At 35.5% G+C, this 17,485-nt stretch carries 15 protein-coding genes and 1 tRNA gene; 4 read left to right on the top strand and 12 right to left on the bottom strand.

The window, feature by feature from the left end; genetic code table 11:
* Window positions 1-5 precede the first annotated feature (5 nt).
* Window positions 6-3,065: a type I restriction endonuclease subunit R gene (locus tag M666_RS14710; RefSeq protein WP_029446476.1), complete on the top strand. Its 3,060-nt coding sequence runs from the start codon at window positions 6-8 to the stop codon at window positions 3,063-3,065.
* Window positions 3,066-3,539: 474 nt separating this feature from the next.
* Here the strand turns inward: M666_RS14710 and M666_RS14715 are convergent.
* Window positions 3,540-3,624, bottom strand: a tRNA-Ser gene (locus tag M666_RS14715).
* Window positions 3,625-3,847: 223 nt separating this feature from the next.
* On the opposite strand from M666_RS14715, the gene M666_RS14720 reads away from it, so the two are divergent.
* The gene (locus M666_RS14720) at window positions 3,848-4,480 is read left to right on the top strand and encodes an NAD(P)H-dependent oxidoreductase (protein WP_029446477.1); all 633 of its coding nucleotides are present in this window, start codon (window positions 3,848-3,850) and stop codon (window positions 4,478-4,480) included.
* Window positions 4,481-4,564: 84 nt separating this feature from the next.
* Window positions 4,565-5,758, top strand: coding sequence for a DegT/DnrJ/EryC1/StrS family aminotransferase (locus M666_RS14725; protein WP_029446478.1), 1,194 nt, complete (start codon window positions 4,565-4,567; stop codon window positions 5,756-5,758).
* On the opposite strand, the gene ribB is transcribed toward M666_RS14725, so the two are convergent.
* The 11 genes from ribB to M666_RS14780 form a co-directional block, all read right to left on the bottom strand.
* Complete coding sequence (ribB, locus tag M666_RS14730; protein ID WP_369798363.1) at window positions 5,755-6,876, bottom strand: 3,4-dihydroxy-2-butanone-4-phosphate synthase; 1,122 nt, start codon at window positions 6,874-6,876, stop codon at window positions 5,755-5,757. The genes M666_RS14725 and ribB overlap by 4 nt on opposite strands.
* A gap of 14 nt (window positions 6,877-6,890) precedes the next feature.
* Window positions 6,891-8,303, bottom strand: a complete 1,413-nt coding sequence (locus M666_RS14735; RefSeq protein ID WP_029446479.1) for an LptF/LptG family permease — start codon at window positions 8,301-8,303, stop codon at window positions 6,891-6,893.
* A gap of 72 nt (window positions 8,304-8,375) precedes the next feature.
* Window positions 8,376-9,017 (bottom strand): outer membrane lipoprotein periplasmic chaperone LolA1, encoded by a 642-nt coding sequence (locus M666_RS14740; protein WP_029446480.1) that lies wholly within the window; start codon window positions 9,015-9,017, stop codon window positions 8,376-8,378.
* Window positions 9,018-9,026: 9 nt separating this feature from the next.
* Window positions 9,027-11,423, bottom strand: coding sequence for an FtsK/SpoIIIE family DNA translocase (locus tag M666_RS14745; protein WP_029446481.1), 2,397 nt, complete (start codon window positions 11,421-11,423; stop codon window positions 9,027-9,029).
* Between the two features lie 63 nt (window positions 11,424-11,486).
* Window positions 11,487-11,855 carry a diacylglycerol kinase gene (locus M666_RS14750; protein WP_024480777.1) on the bottom strand — a complete coding sequence of 123 codons (369 nt, stop codon included), beginning with the start codon at window positions 11,853-11,855 and terminating at the stop codon, window positions 11,487-11,489.
* The gene (tpx, locus tag M666_RS14755) at window positions 11,848-12,354 is read right to left on the bottom strand and encodes a thiol peroxidase (protein WP_024480778.1); all 507 of its coding nucleotides are present in this window, start codon (window positions 12,352-12,354) and stop codon (window positions 11,848-11,850) included. The genes M666_RS14750 and tpx overlap by 8 nt, the downstream gene beginning before the upstream one ends.
* Before the next feature lie 133 nt (window positions 12,355-12,487).
* Window positions 12,488-12,745, bottom strand: a complete 258-nt coding sequence (locus M666_RS14760; protein WP_029446482.1) for a DUF6952 family protein — start codon at window positions 12,743-12,745, stop codon at window positions 12,488-12,490.
* Window positions 12,726-13,040: a thioredoxin family protein gene (locus M666_RS14765; protein WP_025615133.1), complete on the bottom strand. Its 315-nt coding sequence runs from the start codon at window positions 13,038-13,040 to the stop codon at window positions 12,726-12,728. Before M666_RS14765 ends, M666_RS14760 begins: the two co-directional genes overlap by 20 nt.
* A gap of 54 nt (window positions 13,041-13,094) precedes the next feature.
* Window positions 13,095-13,739: a peroxiredoxin gene (locus M666_RS14770; RefSeq protein ID WP_029446483.1), complete on the bottom strand. Its 645-nt coding sequence runs from the start codon at window positions 13,737-13,739 to the stop codon at window positions 13,095-13,097.
* 240 nt (window positions 13,740-13,979) lie between these two features.
* On the bottom strand, window positions 13,980-15,485 hold the full coding sequence (gene nhaC, locus M666_RS14775; RefSeq protein WP_025615135.1) for a Na+/H+ antiporter NhaC: 1,506 nt from the start codon (window positions 15,483-15,485) through the stop codon (window positions 13,980-13,982).
* Window positions 15,486-15,556: 71 nt separating this feature from the next.
* A complete protein-coding gene (locus tag M666_RS14780) occupies window positions 15,557-16,777 on the bottom strand; it encodes an aminotransferase class I/II-fold pyridoxal phosphate-dependent enzyme (RefSeq protein ID WP_029446484.1) in 1,221 nt (406 codons plus the stop codon).
* Between the two features lie 240 nt (window positions 16,778-17,017).
* Here M666_RS14780 and M666_RS14785 point away from each other — a divergent pair, with 240 nt between their 5' ends.
* Window positions 17,018-17,476 (top strand): Lrp/AsnC family transcriptional regulator, encoded by a 459-nt coding sequence (locus tag M666_RS14785; protein ID WP_025615137.1) that lies wholly within the window; start codon window positions 17,018-17,020, stop codon window positions 17,474-17,476.
* Window positions 17,477-17,485 lie beyond the last annotated feature (9 nt).

Consider the following 17,485-nt stretch of genomic DNA (forward strand, 5'->3'; position numbering starts at 1 on the left):
TAAATATGCATAGCCAAACCAACGAACAAGCTTTAGAAGCAGCTATAGAACGAACTTTAACAGGAACTTGCATAGAAGCCATTAAAAAAGATGGTGTGTCTGTAGATGCTGTAAACGAAAATTCAGAAATATACAGAACAGGTAAAGGCTATTATATTGGACAACCTGCTAATTTTAATGCCCAGTTTGCCATAGATGAGCAATTCTTTTGGGACTTTTTAGAAAGTACTCAAAAAGAAGAATTAGAAAAGCTACAAAAGCAAAGCGACTGGAAATTAAAAATTCTAAACCGTTATGATCGTTTGGTTAAAAAATATGGGATTCTGTATCTACTTAAAAAAGGCTTGCAAGTAGATGATGCACATTTTACCTTGTTTTATCAATTACCATTAGCAAGTAGTAGTCAACAAGTAAAAGATAACTTTGCACAAAACCGTTTTAGTGAGACCAGACAATTACGTTACAGTATAGACAACCCAAGAGAAGAAATAGACATGGTATTGTTTATTAATGGTTTGCCTATTGTAACTATGGAACTTAAAAATGCATGGACAGGTCAAAATGCTAGAGTGCATGGTCAACACCAATATAAAACCCAACGCGATACCAAACAAACTTTATTACAATTTGCACGTTGTGTGGTACACTTTGCTGTAGACACAGACGAGGCTTATATGACGACTAAGTTAAATGGTAAAAACACCTTTTTTTTACCGTTTAATAAAGGGAATAAACACGGTAAAGGTAATCCTGAACTGCCTGCCGGTGCTACCGGCCATAGAACTAATTATTTATGGAACGAAGTTTTTACCAGAGAGAGTTTAGCTAATATTATTCAGCACTTTGTGCGATTGGATGGTAAAAAGAAGGACCCAATACAAACAAAAACATTATTTTTTCCAAGATATCACCAGATGGATGTGGTACGTAAAATAATGGAAGATGCTAGTAAAAAAGGCGTAGGGCAGACCTATTTGATTCAACATTCTGCGGGATCTGGTAAATCCAATTCTATTACTTGGGCAGCTTATCAATTGATAGAAACCTATCCAGAAAACAGTAGTGTGCCAGGCATTACAGATGTAGAACGTCCATTGTTTGATTCGGTTATTGTAGTTACCGACAGACGTTTATTAGATAAACAAATACGTGATAATATTGCAGATTTTTCTGAGGTTAAAAATATTATTGCACCAGTGTATTCTTCTGCCGAATTAAGAAGTAGCTTAGAGCAAGGCAAGAAAATTATTATAACTACGATTCAAAAATTTCCTCATATTATAAATGGTATTGCAGACTTAAGTGACAAGCGATTTGCGGTTATTATTGACGAAGCACACAGTAGTCAAAGTGGTTCTGCATATGACAGTATGAATACCGCTATGGGTCAACAAGCCAATGAAGATAGTGAGCTAGATGCTCAAGATAAAATAGTACAAGCGATGCAGTCGCGTAAAATGCGTGGTAATGCTAGTTATTTAGCATTTACAGCAACACCCAAACCGATTACTTTAGAGAAATTTGGTGTGCAACAAGACGATGGTAGTTTTAAACCATTTCATTTATACTCTATGAAACAAGCGATTGAAGAAGGTTTCATTCTAGATGTATTGGCAAATTACACGACTTTAAAAAGCTATTACGAAATAGAAAAATCTATTGAAGAGAATCCGTTATTTGATTCCGCGAAAGCGCAAAAAAAATTACGAGCTTATGTAGAGCAACATCAACAGACCATTAATACAAAAGCAGAAATAATATTAGACCATTTTATTCCTAAAATAGTCAATCAGAAAAAACTAAAAGGAAAAGCGAAAGCAATGGTGGTAACGCAAAGTATAGAATCTGCTATTCGCTATTATAAAGCCTTACAAAATATATTAAAGGATAAAGGGCGTCCATTTAAAGTGCTAATTGCCTTTTCTGGAAGTAAAGAAGTCGACGGAATAGAATACACAGAAGCAGAGATGAATGGCTTTGCAGAAAAAGATACACGTATAAAGTTTGATGAAGAGGACTACAGAATATTGGTAGTTGCTAATAAATACTTAACAGGTTTTGACCAACCAAAACTGTGTGCCATGTATGTCGATAAAAAATTGCAAGGCGTTTTAGCAGTGCAAGCCTTATCACGTTTAAACAGAGCGGCAACCAAATTAGGTAAGAAAACAGAAGATGTATTTGTGTTAGACTTTTTTAATTCGTCCACAGAAATAAAAGCATCATTTGATCCATTTTATACAGCAACGTCCTTAAGCGAAGCTACAGATGTAAATGTTTTACACGAGTTAAAAGAAGTATTGGACGATGTTGGTGTTTATGAGTGGAGTGAAGTAGAAGATTTTAATATTAAGTTTTTTAATAAAGAAGATGCACAGGTTTTAAGTCCAATAATAGAACGTGCAGCAGAGCGTTTTGTTAACGAATTAGAATTAGAAGATGAGGATAAAGCGGACTTTAAAATTAAAGCAAAGCAGTTTGTGAAAATCTACGGACAAATGGCTTCTATTATGCCTTTTGAAATATTACAATGGGAAAATTTGTATTGGTTTCTAAAATTCTTGATTCCTAAACTACCCATAAAAGGCGATGAATTAGATGGATTGGATAAATTATTAGAATCTGTTGATTTATCTACTTACGGTTTAGAACGTGTGCGTTTAAATGAAGAAATAGGGTTGGATGATTCTGAAAGTATCGTGGAGCCTCAAAACCCTAATCCAAGAGGTGCACATGGAACAGATGAAGATAAAGATCCTTTAGACTTAATTATACAAAGTTTTAATGAGCGTTGGTTTCAAAATTGGGAAGTTACACCAGAAGACCAACGTGTAAAATTTATTAGCCTTACCAAATCGATACAAGCACATCCAGATTTTAAATCTAAATATTTAAATAATTCTGATGAACAAAATAAAAGTATAGCCTTTGAAAAAATCATGAATGATGTTATGGCACAACAACGTAAACAAGAACTTGATTTATATAGGTTGTACGCTAAAGATGATGCTTTTAAAATAGCACTTTTCGATACGATGAGGCGCATGGCTAGTGTTGGGAAATAGCGTTAAAAATTATTTTTAAACTTTTCTCGAATTAAAAAGACGATAAACTACACCCAATTCGACGCCTACAAATACAATACCCCGTAAGCTTAACGTTTATGGGGTTTTTTGCGGAGAACAAGGGATTCACTTCGTGCATCCCTTGTTCTCCGCACCTGACAATAAAGCTCAAATTGCTAGCGCAATTTCTTAGTAATTTTCAAGTATCGGGATTCACTTCGTGCATCCCTAGGTATCCGCACCTGACAATAAAGCTCAAATTGCAAATGCAATTTATGGGCTTTTTTATTTTGTTTTTTCAAGTTTCGGGATTCACTTCGTGCATCCCTTGTTTCTCCGCACCTGACAATAAAGCTCAAATTGCTAGCGCAATTTCTGGGCTTTTTTATTTTATTTTATTTACAAAAACGATGTTTTTGACATGTCTTAAAATAAAAAAGCCCAATACCTTTCGGTATTGAGCTTTGCTCTAAGCGGAGAATGAGGGATTCGAACCCCCGGAGGTGTGACCCTCAACAGTTTTCAAGACTGCCGCATTCGACCACTCTGCCAATTCTCCTGAGTGCCTCATCAGGTATTCCCTGAATGCGGGTGCAAATATATAAACCTTTTTTAAATATCAACCCTGCTTTTGAAAAAAATTTCACATTTTTTTCCTTTTAAATGCTAATGCTGCTTTAGCAGTCTATTTTTTAGCGAATTACGAATGCGTATCATTTTAAAAAAGTAATTTTACAGCAAAGCAGGGTACTACTTACCAGGCATACATTTAAAATTATTGAATGAATTCGAGCATAGATTCTCTACATTGGCGTTACGCTGTTAAAAAATTTGATTCCACCAAGGTTTTAAGCGAAACGAAAATAGACCTTCTAAAAGAAGCTTTTAATCTTACCGCAACCTCTTACGGGTTACAACCATTAAAGCTAATGGTAGTGCATAATAAAGAACTACAAGAGAATTTAGTAGCACACTCGTACTACCAACAACAAGTAGCTCAAGCATCACATGTATTAATTCTCTGTATAGAAACCGATATATCTGAAACCTACATCAGAAATTATTTCCACTTAATTAAAGACATCCGAAACACTAGTGATGAAATTCTGAATCCCTTTCGCGATACCCTCATTGCTACATTTTCAAAAATGACTACCGAAGAGAAAAAAGCCTGGGCCACCAAACAAGCGTATTTGGCATTGGGCAATTTACTGACGGTTTGTGCTTTAGAAAACATAGATTCTTGCCCTATGGAAGGTTTTGTTCCGAGTACATATGACGAACTTTTAGGGCTTAAGGATACAAACTTAACTTCTGTCTTAGTACTGCCAGTAGGGTATAGGGCCGCAGACGATTTGTTCGCTACTTTGCCGAAAGTAAGAAAGCCATTGAAAGATATGATTTTAGAACGATAATTAGTTGTCATTATGGTTTGATAAACGCTGTAAATCCTCTTAATTTGCAGGCGGAATTCTTTTTAACTTTTAATAGAAAAATATATGCCTGGATTTGAATTGTTCGGAGATGCGGAACGTAAAGAAGTCAATGATGTTTTAGATTCAGGAGTACTCATGCGTTATGGTTTTGACGGAGCCCGTAACGATTGGAAGGCTGTTAAATTAGAAAAGTTATTAGCCGAGCGTATGCAAACAAAATACGCGCAATTGGTAAGTAGCGGTACAGCCGCTTTAAGCGTAGCATTGGTCAGTGCGGGTGTTGGTGCTGGAGATGAAGTGATCATGCCTACATTCACCTTCGTAGCTACTTTTGAGGCTATTTTAGCGGTAGGGGCTATTCCTGTTCTTGTAGATGTAGATGAAACCTTAGGCTTAAACGCTACAGCGGTAGAAAATGCCATTACAGAACGTACCAAAGCCATCATGCCTGTGCATATGTGCGGTTCTATGGTAGATTTAAATCCGTTACTTAAGTTATGTGCAAAACATGATTTGGTGCTGGTAGAAGACGCCTGCCAAGCTATTGGTGGTTCTTATGATAACAAACCGCTAGGGAGTATTGGAGATATAGGATGTTTTTCGTTTGATTATGTAAAAACAATTACCTGCGGTGAGGGTGGCGGACTAATTACAAACAACAAAGAATTTTATACCCATGCGGATCATTATTCAGATCATGGGCATGACCATATCGGAAAAGATAGGGGAGCAGAAGGGCATCCATTTTTGGGGTATAACTACAGAATATCAGAATTACATGCGGCCGTAGGCGTGGCGCAAATACAACGCTTGGATGATTTTCTGGCTACTCAGAAAAAATACTATACAATTTTAGAGGACGCATTAAAAACCATTCCTGAAATTACCTTCAGAAAAGTTCCAGCAGGTGGCGTTCAGAATTATTCGTTTATAAGTTTCTTTCTTCCTACAGAACAACTAGCAAAAACGGCACATACCACTTTAGGGCAGCATGGCGTAGATGCTTCTTTTTATTGGTATGATAACAACTGGCATTACCATACAAAATGGGACCATTTAAAAGAACTAAAATCTTTAAATCAGTTTTCTGAAACTATAGAGCGCGCGGTATATACTTCTGAAGCGAAAGATTTTTCTGCTTCTGATCAAGTACTATCACGTACCATTTCTTGCTTAATTAAATTAAGTTGGACAGAAGAGCAGGTGCAGGCAAGAGCAAAAGCGATGATTGCCGCTATTAAATCAGTATTAGCTTAGTATTTTACGTACTCGATAATTTCTAATCCATAACCAATAATACCTACACGTTTAGACTGTATGGTATTGGTTAATAGTTTTACTTTAGAAATATTAAGGTCGTGTAATATCTGTGCACCAACGCCAAAATCTTTGGCATCCATCTCTATTTTAGGAGCTTTCATTTCTCCTTTGGCTTGTAGAGCCTTTAAGTCTGATAATCTATTTAAAAGGTTTAAAGACTGACTTTCTTGATTGATGAACAAAAAGGCACCTTTACCTTCGGCATTAATCGCATTAAACATATCCTCAAGTTTCTTATCAGGATTGTTGGTGAGCGTACCAAGAATATCATTATTCACTAAAGTAGAATTAATTCTCGTAAGAATTTTTTCGTCTTTCTTCCAAGTGCCTTTGGTTAAAGCAATATGTACTTGATCGTTTGTAGTTTGTTGGTAAGCACGCAATCTAAAATCTCCAAAACGAGTGGTAATAGTGAAGTCTTCTTTTTTCTCTATTAAACTATCGTGTTCCATACGGTAGGCAATTAAAGCCTCGATAGAAACAATCTTTAAATCGTGTTTTTTAGCAACTTCCATTAGTTCTGGTAAGCGCGCCATAGAACCATCTTCGTTCATGATCTCTACAATAACACCAGCGGGTTGTAAGCCTGCCAATCGGGCAAAATCTATAGCCGCTTCTGTATGGCCGGTTCTCCGTAAAACGCCACCTTCTTTTGCCACTAAAGGAAAAATATGCCCTGGTCTAGCCAAATCAAAAGGTTTGGTCTCAGGATCTGTTAAAGATAGTACGGTTTTAGCTCTATCTCCGGCAGAAATACCAGTGGTAACTCCTTTGCCACGTAAATCTACAGATACCGTAAAGGCGGTCTCCATATGGTCTGTGTTGTTGGTGACCATCATAGGCAAGCCCAACTCTTTACATCTGCTTTCGGTTAAAGGCGTACAAATAAGTCCACGACCTTGCGAAGCCATAAAATTAATTACTTCAGGCGTAACCAATTCTGCAGCGGCTAAAAAGTCGCCTTCATTTTCTCTATTTTCGTCATCAACAACTATAATAACTTTACCGTTTTTAATATCGATAATTGCGTCTTCTATAGCATCTAGATTCCTCATATTGTCCATACGTTTTATTTTGTACTAGGCTTTAATTTTTTAAAACCATTTTTAAATAAGTCTATAATAACTCCAAAACTTATCAATCCTTTATCTTCTGTAGCTCTTTTAGTTAAAAAGATGCCTAAGGGTAGCATTATTAAGGTTGATGCCCAAGCTCCGATAATTGGGCTCATGTTTCCTTCCTTTGCGTAGTTTTCAGAAAATACACCAATAAAGTAATAGGTTAGAAACAAGATAATGGCAACCACCATGGGTAACCCTAATCCGCCTTTTCTAATAATAGCCCCTAATGGTGCCCCTACAAAGAATAACACAATACAGGATAAGGCCAAAGCAAACTTTTTATGCAACGATACAATGTGCATATTATAGATCTTATAGCGTTTATCCATTTCATCTTTCTTACTGCTTACGGAAGCAATAATATTGGTAGTGGTATTCTTGGCCGCATTTAAAATCTGACTCTTTTGATATGCTGGATATAAATTCACGATAGTAAGCGTGTCAAAAACAGCTTTTTGTAAGCGTAAAGAATCTTTACTAAGCGGTACAAAATTAGCCCTATCTACACTGTCTTTTTTTGATAGAACAGCAAAGGCTCCTGCGCGGTTATGAATACTCTTAGAAAAAGTTTCTATTATAGACAGGTTGTTTTTTTTAATAGAATCGGCATCCTTAATTAACCGAACTACATTTTTCATCTTATCTGTAGTTACCGCTCTATCTTCTTCTAGATTAACGTCTAACTTAGAGATATCTTGATTGATGGTATATACTTCAAAACTCGATTTAGCAAAGGGGTATTTCTTATTTTCAGAGGTTTTCTTTTTTTCGATGTCCTCATAGTAATGGCCATCTCTTAAAACCAATTTTAAAATATCGGAACCTTCACTACTGACCAATTCGCCAGTTTTTGCTTTAATAACCGTATTGTTAATGCTGTTATTAGATTTTTTATGGATGATAACATTCTCTAGAAAACGATCATTATCGCCATATTTACGATCTACCTTCATATTCATGTTGGTACCTTCTAAATCGCTAAAAGCACCTTCTACAATGGCTGTAGAGGGTTTTACTTGTCCAATATTTTTTCTAAGGTTGTAAATTTTCTGTTCGGAAGCAGGGATGACGCTATTGGCAAAATAAAATACCAAGATCCCTAAAATGGAAACAAAAATAATTAGAGGTCGCATAGACCGCTGCAAAGAAATACCAGAGGCTTTCATTGCGGCAAATTCATAATTCTCTGCTATAGATCCAAAGGTTAAAATTGAGGCTAGAAGTACCGTCAATGGAAGTACCTTCTCCATAAGATTGGGCATAATATAGAAGAGAAACTTAAGGATAATCATAACATCCAAGCCTCTACCAGCCAAATCGTCTATAAACAGCCAAATCGTTTGAAATATGAAGATGAGCATCAATATTGCAAACGAGCTGAAGAAATTGTATAAGAATCTACTTAATAAATAACGGTCTAATATTCTCAATGCTTAATTCCTTATGATATAATAGCCTTCTTTTTTGTACTTAGCTTCATCAAATGTAAATAAGGTTTTTGATAAAGTCTGATTTGTTTTAAAAGAATTAACAGTGATGGTTGTTTTAGTTCCGTTTTTGCCTGTTTCAATCAATTTATAGATGTGTTTTGTTTCTGCATCGATGCCTAAAAGGATGGATTTAATCTCAGAATTAGTATCTATAGGTGTTAATTTTACAAACTGAATTTTTCTACCCTGAATAGTTTGAAGAATATCCATCTCATAATTATGTCCTTTTTTGTAAAAAGTCAACATTTTAGAAGGAGTGATGGTATTTTCTTCCGTAGATTTCGCTTCAATAGTTACTTCTTCGTTTTCTGGAACAATAGTATACACTTTACTGCCATCAAACAACTGCTGAGAGCCTAAGTAGTTAAATAAATACTTATCGCCCTTCATTGTAACATCACCACGAGTTTCTTGATTGATATTTGCTTCTTTATTATTCAAAGCATATTTAAAATCTACGTAAATATTGTCATAACTTTTTACCTTGTTGTAAACATCATCCAACAAAGTTTTTGCTTTCGAGGAAGATTGCGCCATAGATAGGGCAGAGGTGAAAAGTGCTACTAAAACAATAATCTTTTTCATAATCAAATTTTATTTTTTTTCGTTGTTAAAAATTACTTCAAGAGCGGCCATATCCGTAACATATACCTGTCTGGCTTTACTACCTTCAAACGGACCCACAATACCTGCGGCCTCTAATTGATCAATAATTCTACCGGCTCTATTATAACCTAATTTTAGTTTTCTTTGGATTAAAGATGCTGATCCTTGCTGTGCAATTACAATAACTTCTGCAGCCTCACGGAATAAAGCATCTCTATCTGTGATGTTATTATCAAGACTTGTGCCAGAATCTTCTCCAACATATTCTGGAAGTAAATGTGCATCTGGATATGCGCGCTGAGAGCCTATGAATTCTACAATCTTGGCAACTTCAGGCGTATCAACAAAAGCACACTGAATTCGTGTCACATCATTTCCTTGGGTGTATAACATGTCACCACGACCAATAAGTTGGTCTGCACCTTGCGCATCTAAAATAGTACGGGAATCTATCTTAGAGGTTACTCTAAAAGCGATACGTGCCGGGAAATTGGCTTTGATAATACCGGTAATAACGTTTACAGAAGGACGTTGCGTGGCTATAATTAAGTGAATACCAATAGCACGGGCAAGTTGCGCCAAACGTGCAATAGGAGTTTCTACTTCTTTACCCGCAGTCATAATCAAATCTGCAAACTCATCAATAACTAATACAATATAAGGTAGAAACATATGCCCATCATTAGGGTTTAGTTTTCTAGCTTTAAACTTCACGTTGTACTCTTTTATATTACGTACCAATGCCATTTTAAGCAATTCATACCGATTGTCCATCTCTATACAAAGCGAGTTTAAGGTGTGTATTACCTTAGTATTGTCGGTTATAATAGCATCTTCAGAATCTGGTAATTTTGCTAAAAAGTGACGTTCTATTTTGTTGAACAGAGTTAATTCTACCTTTTTAGGGTCAATCAGTACAAATTTTACCTCCGCAGGGTGTTTTTTGTAGAGTAATGAGGTTAATACCGCATTTAAACCAACAGATTTACCTTGTCCTGTTGCTCCTGCCATTAAGAGGTGAGGCATTTTAGCTAAATCGACAACGAAAGTCTCATTACTAATAGTTTTACCAAAAGCGATAGGCAATTGCATTTCTGCCTTCTGGAACTTACTGGATGTAATTACAGAGCGCATAGATACAATAGTGGCATTCTTATTAGGAACCTCAATACCTATAGTTCCTTTCCCCGGTATAGGGGCTATAATACGAATTCCTAAAGCAGCAAGTGATAAAGCAATATCATCCTCTAAGTTTTTAATCTTAGAAATACGCACGCCAGCTTCTGGAACAATCTCATAAAGTGTTACGGTAGGGCCAATAGTAGCTTTAATTTGTGCAATACCTATCTTGTAGTTTTTTAGCGTTTCTACAATCTTATTTTTATTCTCTTCTAATTCTTCTTGGTTGATGGTGATACCACCCGTTACTCCATGTTGGTCTAATAAATCTATCGTAGGGAATTTATAATTTCCTAATTCTAGCGTAGGATCAAATTCGCCATAATCTTCCACCAATTTACTGGCTAGATTATCGGTTTCTTCTCCTTCTTCTACTATTTTTTCTACCTCCATAGGAAGTTCTTCCTCCACAACATCTTCTTCAACAGGAATGGTAACCTCAAAATCTTTATCTATAATAGTCTTAGTTTCTGTCTTGGTTTCCATCACTGGAATATCTTTCTTATGGGTGTAGGTATCTACGACCTTTTGCTTTTCTTCTTTTTGAATAAGTGCTTCTACTTCTTCTTCAGAATATGTTTCTACAGCATCTTTTTCGCTAAACTCTTTAGAAATAGCGCTTTTCTTATTTTTATAGTATTCCGAAATATGATCTGGAGTTAACTTAAATAAACGCACTAAGATCACCACAAGACCAAAAATCAATAGTAGTACTACACCTAGTTTTCCGATATAATCTTGCATGAAATCATTCATCTCATAGCCTACTAATCCACCTAATAGCGGTCTTTTTTCAGCAAAGAAGCCTAAGCTTAGTGAGATCCATATGACAAAGACCAATCCCCAAATCCATTTTCTTAGGAGTCCTGTTTTGGTAAGACTTAAAAAGAGTCTTAAGCCACTAATAAAGAAAAGGAAAGTGAATATTAAAGCCGCAATACCGAAACCTTTATAGACAAAAAGGTGACTAATAGCCGCGCCAAATTTATTGAGTAGATTTTTTGCTTCTTGATTCCGATTAGAAAATTCGGAAAGTAAACTTTGGTCGTCCTGCCAAGTAAAAAAGAACGATATGAAAGCAAAAAAAAGTGCTACACTAAAAAGCATGATTAAGCTTCCTAATATAATTTTATTTTGTTTTGATAATTTTAAAGACGCCTTTTTTTTAGGAGCCGTTGATTTTGAGCTTTTTGACTTTTTTGCCATTAAATCTTTTATTCTAGAGGGCTAAAATACAAATTTACCTTGTATGGGGAAGCTATAACCGATCTAAAAAATCTTTGGGAGGTATATAATCATTCCAATAATCGTAGATGCAATAGATACAAGCATTACAGCGCCTGCAGCAATATCTTTTATAAAACCAATTTTTTTGTCAAATTCAGGTTGTATGTAGTCCGATATTTTTTCTACAGCAGTATTCATTCCTTCTACGCCAAGAACTAATGCAATAGCGAATATTTGTAAAATCCACTCTGTTTTGGTGATCTCAAAATAGAAACCAGCAATGGTCATAACAATAGCAATAAAAACCTGAATCTTTATACTTGCTTCCGTCCGAATTAAAAGAACGGCTCCACGCAAGGCGAAGCCGACACTCTTTATTCTATTTACTAAAAAAGATTCTTTTTTAGGCATTTACTAACGCTTCTAATGCTGCTTTGTAATTAGGCTCGTCTACAGTTTCTGCAACTTGCTCCGTATAAATTACATTGCCTTCTTCATTTAAAACCACTACAGATCTAGAAAGTAATGGCGCTAATGGTCCGTCTGCAAAAGATAAACCATAGTTAGTTCCAAAATTACCATCTTTAAAATCAGATAACATTTCTACATTACTTAAACCTTCTGCACCACAAAAACGTGCTTGTGCAAAGGGTAAATCTTTAGAGATACATAAAACAACCGTATCTTTTAATTCGGATGCTTCTGTGTTAAACTGACGAACAGATTGTGCACAAGTTCCTGTATCTACACTAGGGAAAATATTTAAAACTACTTTTTTTCCTTTGTATTGCGATAAATCAGCAGAAGATAAATCGTTTTTTGTAAGTGTAAAGCTTGGAGCAGAAGTACCTACTGCAGGCAAACTTCCTATGGTATTTAATTTATTTCCTTTTAATGTTACAACAGCCATAATTTTAATTGAATTTAATTCTTCGTGAAATTATAAAATATATCTTTTAAATGTTAAAATAGTTTTTGAAAATTTTAAATAAAAAAAAGTCCATTCGGATTAGAAATGGACTTTAAACTTTAAAAAGGGGCTCTTATTTATCTATAGAACCCATTACGCGTTGCATAAAGCCATTTAGGGCTTCTTTTTGAGAAGCGCCACTCTTAACTGCTTTATGAACTTCTATGGCTCCGTACATATTAGAGATTAACTCTCCAATAACATCTAGTTCCTCATCCTTAAGAGAAGGTACTTCTGTTAGTGCTTCAAGTGTTTCTATCGTTTCTAATACGTAGTCTTCATCATTCTCTTGGATGAAGTTTGTGAGGTGCTTAATTACTGGTAACTTCACTGATCAATTCTTTTAATACATCATACTTATTAGTTTGTACTTGATTCTTCAATTTTCCGCCTGTAAAAGCGGCAAAAGTTGGAAGATTATCTACATTGGCTAATTTTCTAGATTCCGGAAATTTCTCAGCATCAGCAAGGACAAAAGTAATATGCTCGTTTGTTGTAGCCTCTTTTTTAAATTTAGGCTTCATAATACGACAATTACCACACCAAGTAGCAGAATATTGAACCACTACATTTTCATTTTGGTCAATAATTTCCTGTAAATTATCTTGTTCTAATTCTAAAATCATACGTAATTAATTTAGAAATTAACCCCATCACCATAGGCAATGGGGACTATAAATTTAGTTAATGTGACTTGCTAAGTATTCTTTAGTTCCTTTAGCATTTGCTTGCATAGCATCTTTACCTTCTTCCCAGTTTGCAGGACAAACTTCGCCATTTTTCTGTACGTGAGAATAGGCATCAATTAAACGTAAAAATTCATTCACGTTTCTACCTACTGGCATATGGTTAACGCCTTCATGAAATACAGTACCTTCCTCATCGATTAAGTACGTAGCTCTGTATGTTACATTATCACCTTCTACAGTAACAACTCCCGTCTCGTCATTGTACTCTTCGTTCGTAATATCTAAGATTCCTAAAGTAGACGCTAAATTTCTATTGCTATCTGCTAATATAGGATACGTTACACCTTCTATTCCTCCATTATCTTTTGCAGTGCTTAACCATGCAAAATGAACTTCAGGAGTATCACAAGAAGCACCAATAACGATCGTGTTTCTTTTTTCAAATTCGCCTAATGCAGCTTGGAAAGCATGCAATTCTGTAGGGCAAACAAAAGTAAAATCTTTAGGGTACCAGAAAAGAACAACTTTTTTGTTGTTTTTTTGAGCTTCTTCTAAAACATTAATTTTAAAAGTATCTCCTAAATCATTCATGGCATTTACGCTTAAACTTGGAAACTTTTTACCTACTATTGACATATTCTATTTAATTTTTAGTGTTTTTATCTACTGTAAAATTAAGGCTAGAAAAGGAAAATAAGACGAATAAATATTTAAAAAATTGATAGGTCCATACTATTTATTGATGATAGAATCCATAACAGATAAATAGTATTAAATCTACAATTTTAGGGAGGATATTTTAAGAGTTTGGCAATAGAATGATGCTTACATAGTGATTATCGTAGCTTGTAATTTTTTATGGTGAACAACTATTTTTTAAACAGTAGCGGTTTCTTTTTTCTCTCCTTTAACCAGGCGCTTGATTTTAATATTTAATCCTGCGAATATTAAAGTCATTATAGGGCTTAACCAATTGAATATCGCGAATACCAGATAATCTACCACAGGCACCCCAAGAACACTACTGTGATAAGCACCACAGGTATTCCAAGGAATTAATACAGACGTCACCGTTCCTGAATCTTCCAGAGTTCTACTTAAATTTTCTGGAGCCAAGCCTTTGTCTTTATAGGCTTTAGCAAACATTTTACCCGGAACTACTAATGCTAAATATTGATCGGAAGCCGTTACGTTTAAGGCAATACAGCTGGCTACAGTACTAGCAAATAAGCTAAAGGTAGATTGGGCTAAACTTAATAAAGATCTACTTATTCGAGCAAGCGCACCGATACCATCCATAATACCACCAAAAACCATGGCGCAAATAATTAACCAGATAGTGCCCAACATCCCCGCCATTCCTTTGGAAGCAAATAAATCACTCAAGGCAGCATTTTCGGTAGCAATAGCCGTCTTCACGGTAATTGCGTTTAAAATTCCTTTGTAAGCAGACTCAAAAGTAAGCGAAGCTGCACCGGTGATGTTCATTACTATTTCTGGTTGAAATAGTATTGCGAAAACGCCACCCAATAAAGTACCTACTAATAAGGCTAAAAGGGGAGGAGCTTTCTTTAATATTAAGGCTATTACAACCAATGGAACAATAAATAACCATCCTGTAATATTAAAGGTGTCATCAATAGAATTTAAAATAGATTGTGTATCAGCAGTACCAGTAGTATCAATATTAAAACCTAAAATTATAAAAACAATTAAGGTTACAGATATGGTAGGAATGGTGGTGTAGAACATATATTTAATATGCGTAAACAATTCTCCTCCTGCCATTGCTGGTGCTAAATTTGTGGTATCACTCAAAGGAGACATCTTATCTCCAAAATAGGCGCCAGATAAAATAGCGCCTGCTGTCATCCCTAAAGGAATTCCTAAGGTATTACCAATACCAATTAATGCGATACCTACGGTTGCAGATGTGGTCCATGAACTTCCTGTAGCCACCGAGATTACGGAACAAATAATTACACATGCGGCCAAAAATATCGTTGGATTTAATACTTGAAGTCCATAATAAATCATAGACGGAATTATACCACTTACCAACCAGGTTCCAGAAAGGGCACCTACCATTAGTAAAATAAGTAAAGCTCCGGAGGTCGATTTTAAATTTTCTGCAACTTCCGCCATCATTTGCTCGTAGCTTACTTTATTAAAGAAGCCTACAATAGCGGCGACAGCGCCACCTAATAACAAAATAAACTGGTTAGAACCACTTAATGCATCATCACCAAAAACAAATACGTTGTACGCCAACATGCCTACTAAAATGAATACTGGAATTAAAGCCTCCCAAATGCTCAGCTCTTTATTTTCTACAATGTGTTCATTTTCAGGTCCCGAAGGATTTAAGCTTTGATTTTGCATTAAAAATGTAATTTGTTATTCCGTAATAATACGATTTTGGCGCTATTCCTGCAAGTGTGTTATACGGTATTTTACGCGCTTACATTTTCTGTACTTAGAATATTTAACTCTTGCATGCACGCTTTCATAATTTTATAGGTACGGGCTATATCATTATCTAATCCAATAGAAAACCGAATTAAACCTTCGCCAAGTCCCATTTCTTTCTGTTCCCCTATAGGGATTTCAGAAGAGGTAGACGTCCCTGGTGCACTAAAGAGTGTTTTGTAAAAGCCAAGACTAACGGCTAAATATCCCAAATTCTTCTTTTGCATTAATTCCATCAAATTATTGGCATGGTCTAAACTCCCTACATTTAAGGTAAGTAAACCACCATAGCCAAAATCTTTATTCATTTGTCTTGTCATTGTTTCATGACCAGGATGAGAAGCTAAACCTGGGTAAGAAACAGCCAATCCGTCTGCTTCAAATTTCTCCGCTAAATACTGTGCATTCTCAGCATGCTTTTTCATTCTAATAGGTAAGGTGCGCATGTTTTTTAAAATTGATGAAGCGCGTAAGCTATCTAAAGTACTTCCTAGTAACATAGCGGCACCGCTGTTTACATCTTTTAAACTAGCACAAAAATCTACGGTACCACATACGACGCCTGCAACGCAATCACTAGTTCCATTTATGAATTTGGTTAAACTATGGATGATTACATCGGCACCTAATTTTCCAGGACTAATAGCTAATGGAGAAAATGTGTTATCTACCACAAGGGGTAAATTATGTTTTTTTGCCAATTTTGATAATGCCGCAATGTCAGCCACTTCTAAAAGCGGATTACTAACTGCCTCGCAGTAAATCATTTTTGTTTTTGGGGTGATTGCTTGTTCTACAGCCGCTACATTTGTAGTGTCTACAAAAGAGGTATTGATCGCAAACTTCTTAAGGAAGTTTTTCATAAAAGCATACGTACCTCCATAGATAGTTCTGCTACTTACGATATGATCACCAGCATCACACATTTGTAAAATTACGGAGGTTATGGCTCCCATACCACTGGCGTAAACATTTGCAGTTTCAGTACCTTCTAAGGTGGCTAATGCTTCTCCTAAATATAGGTTAGAAGGTGTGGAGTGCCTACTATATAGGTAACAACCTTCGGTATTTCCTTCAAACGTATCAAACATGGTTTTGGCAGCCATAAATGTATAGGTAGAGGAGTCTGATATGGAAGGATTTACTCCTCCAAATTCCCCAAAAAATTGTAAATCCTGTAAGTTATCTGCTGCTTTGTGATCCATGTCTCGTTATGTTTTAAGTTACTTAAAAAGGGTAATCCGCCAATCCAGATATCAACAAACAAATAAAAACTGAATCGGCGGATATATCAACACCTTAATCTTCTTGAAAATTACGTATATTGTTAAAATATATCAATGAATGAAGGTATTTATAGATTATAAAACTAGCTATAGTGTATATTGTAGTTTTATAGTTTGGTATACTGCCGTTGAAGCTATAAATAGTGAAAATATATCAGAATGAAATTAGATGAAATTGATGCAAAACTGTTGAGCTTACTTCAGGCCAATAGTAAAAGAACCACTAAAGAGTATGCTAACAGCTTAAACTTATCTGTGACAGCGGTTTATGAAAGAATTAAGCGCTTAGAGAAAAACGGAGCGATTGATAAATATGTAGCTTTAGTCAACAAGAAAAAAGTAAACAAGGAATTTACGGTGTTGTGTCATGTAAAATTAGCACAGCATACTAAAGACTATGTTACGCTATTTGAAAAGGAGGTTGTAAAATTAAAAGAGGTAGTAGAATGTTATCATATTAGTGGCGACTATGATTATATTTTGAAGGTTCATGTTACGGATATGGAGGAGTATAGAAATTTTATGGTTTCAAAACTTACAGCCATTAGTCACATAGGAAGTACGCAAAGTTCATTTGTGATTACAGAAGTTAAGCATACCACAGCAATTACAATTTAGCACTTTATT

It is taken from the genome of Cellulophaga baltica 18, from assembly GCF_000468615.2.
GTDB classification, from domain to species: domain Bacteria; phylum Bacteroidota; class Bacteroidia; order Flavobacteriales; family Flavobacteriaceae; genus Cellulophaga; species Cellulophaga baltica.